Origin of the sequence: Butyricicoccus sp. (assembly GCF_050872565.1) — a bacterium.
Lineage (GTDB): Bacteria > Bacillota > Clostridia > Oscillospirales > Butyricicoccaceae > Butyricicoccus_A.
Window position 1 is genome coordinate 1 of sequence record NZ_JBNMHC010000267.1, and the last position, 3,186, is coordinate 3,186.

The 3,186-nt window shown below is 51.3% G+C and carries 1 protein-coding gene; it reads left to right on the top strand.

Translation table 11 applies throughout. The features are described from left to right. The coding region (locus ACR0P9_RS09830; protein WP_432619676.1) for a penicillin-binding Tp47 domain A-containing protein at window positions 1-3,186 on the top strand (3,186 nt) is incomplete at both ends.

Consider the following 3,186-nt stretch of genomic DNA (forward strand, 5'->3'; position numbering starts at 1 on the left):
CCATGTAGCAAAGATTGTCAAGGCACAGGTTATGGTTGGTGTTGGTGACAATCAGTGGGATCCGAAGGGCAACGTTACCCGTGAGCAGGTTGCTGTTATTGCGTGCAAGCTGAACGACGTAGCAGTTGATACCAAGGCAGATCCGGCAAAGGCTCGCGCACAGCTGACCAAGCTGAGCTACACCGATGCAGATAAGGTTTCCGACTGGGCAGCATCGTACATTCTGACCGCCGTACAGAACGGTTATATGGCTGGTTATCCGGATCACACCCTGCGCTCCGGCAATGATATCACTCGTGCAGAAGCAATTGTGATGCTGGACAATGCAGGCGTTGCCGATCAGCTGACTTACGTACAGATGAACATCCCGTATGCGGATTTCTATGCAGCAGAGCTCAACAATGAGAATGCTGTAGACGCAGTAACCTCTGCAACCAACACCAAGTCCATCAAGAATGGCGACGGCGAACTGGTTGGCGGTACCTACAATGACTACGATGCAGACGCTTGGGCTGCTGGCACCCAGAAGGAAGTACACATCAAGGGCGTTAGCTATCCGGTAGCGATCAAGACCAGCGATCTGAAGAAGCTGGAAGAGAAGCAGAACAAGCAGGATGACTATTACTTCACCGTTTTGGATTCCGCTCCGGCTGCTTACAAGACCGCAACCGTAAAGAACGGCAAGATTTCCTTCGGTAAGGTAGAAGGCAAGACCACCAAGCTGGATGCAAAGACTTCTCTTTCCACTTCCACTGCTTGGGGCGACTATCTGCTGGATGTAGACACCGATGCCTTTGGCAGCTCCAACGTATATGGTGTTGTTGTAACCGCAGAAAAGGACGGTAAGACTACCGACTACGGTATGCGTCAGGAAGAAAACATCTGGAGAAAGACCGAAATTGCTTGGTCCTCCGGTGTCAAGAAGACCGAGCCGCACGGCAATACCCTGAACTATAAGAACTATGTTGGTCTGATGGGCAGCACCATCAAGAGTGTTACCTATTACACCGCTGATGGCGTGTACACCATTGACGCAGACCATTATGTACCGGTGAAGTTCACAACCGATAATTTCAAGGCAGAGAATGCGCTGGCAGACAGCGGTTCTACTTCCGTAGAACTGAAGGACTTCCCGTCTGATTACCAGGCTGAGTACAAGGTAACCGATGCAAAGGGCAATGAACTGGAAGGTGCTTCTGTCAAGGATGGCAAGATCACTTGGAAGGGCACACCGGCAACCGGTAAGTACACGCTGACTGTTTCGGATAAGACCGGCAAGTACGCATCCTTCTCCACAACCTTTGAGCTCCAGACCGATGCTGTTGTCGCAACCTATGATGCAGAAAATGGCAAGCTGGTAAAGGCAAAGGATGCAACGGATGAGCAGTTTGCAAACTATCTGTCCAATATCTCCAGCGTAACTGTTGGCGATACCACATACAATGCATCCGGCCGCGGTGCTGTCAAGATCATCAAGGAAGATGGTTCCATTGATTTCTCCGCAACAACAGGAAGAGAAAAGACACCGATCTTTGAGGCTGGCAAGGAATACAATCTGGTTGTAGCTGCTACCGGTTACAAGAAGAACGTTTCTTTCCAGGCATCTGCACCGGAAGCAAAGATTTATGTCAAGATGAACATCCCGTATGCTGATTTCTATGCAGCAGAAATCAACAATGAGGATGCTGTAGACGTTGTAACCTCTGCAACCAATACCAAGTCCATCAAGAATGGCGATGGCGAGCTGGTTGGTGGTACGTACAATGACTACGATGCAGAAGCATGGAAGGCTGGCACCCAGAAGGAAGTACACATCAAGGGCGTTAGCTATCCGGTAGCCATCACTCCGTCAGATCTGGCAAAGCTGACCAAGACCGAGGACACCAAGGCAGATTATTACTACACTGAGCTGGATTCCACTCCGGCTGCATATAAGACGGCAACCGTCAAGGACGGCAAGATTTCCTTTGGCGAGGCAGAAGGCCAGACCACCAAGCTGGAAGCACAGACCGAACTGTCCACTTCTACCGCTTGGGGCGACTATCTGCTGGATGTAGACACCGATGCCTTTGGCAGCTCTAATGTATACGGCGTTGTGCTTACCGCTGAGAAGGACGGCAAGACTACCGAGTACGGTATGCGTCAGGAAGAAAACATCTGGAGAAAGACCGAAATCGCTTGGTCCTCCGGTATCAAGAAGAAGGAGCCGCACGGAAACACGCTCAACTATGAGCACTATGTTGGTCTGATGGGCAGCACCATTAAGAACGTCACCTATTACACCGCTGATGGCGTATACACCATTGATACCGACCACTATGTACCGGTGAAGTTCACAACCGACAATTTCAAGGTAGAGAATGCGCTGGCAGACAGCGGTTCCACAGCAATCGAGCTGAAGGACTTCCCGTCTGATTATCAGGCTGAGTACAAGGTAACCGATGCAAAGGGCAATGCAGTAGAAGGTGTTGCTGTCAAGGATGGCAAGCTGACTTGGACTGGCACACCGGCTGCTGGCAAGTATACCGTGGCTGTTTCCGATAAGGCTGGCAAGTACGCAAGCTTCTCGACCACGTTTGAGATGCAGACCAACGCAATGCCGGCTGCATATCAGGCAACCAATCTGCGTATTGTTGGTGCTGACGGCGCAAGCGCAGAGGATCTGAGCAACTTCCTGTCCAATGTTTCCTCTGTTACCGTAAACGATAAGAGCTATGCTGCATCCGGCCGCGGTTCTGTGGCAGTCATCAACAGCAAGGGCTTTATCGACCTGAGCACGTCTCCGTTTGCTGGTATGAAGGCAGGCGACACCTATACGATTTCTGTCAAGGCTACCGGCTATGCAAAGACACTCGACTTTGAGCTGAAGGTTCCGGAGAAGATTTACGCATATGCATCCCTGTCCTACAATGAGTACTGGGCAAATGAAGGCGTATACGCAGCTGGCGATACTTCCAGCAGCGACGAAGCAGACTCCCGCGGCGAGATGGATAAGGGTGCATACGATGCTGTCACCCGTGCAACCACCAACCATGGCCTGCATCGCGGCAGCTTCCAGCAGACCGCCGTCATTACCGCAGAGACCACCGATGGCAAGACGGTAACCTACGGCGTAGATCATTGGGCTGAAGACGGTTCCAAGTTCTATGAGAAGAACGGCACCGCTCACGCATACAGCAAGGGCAC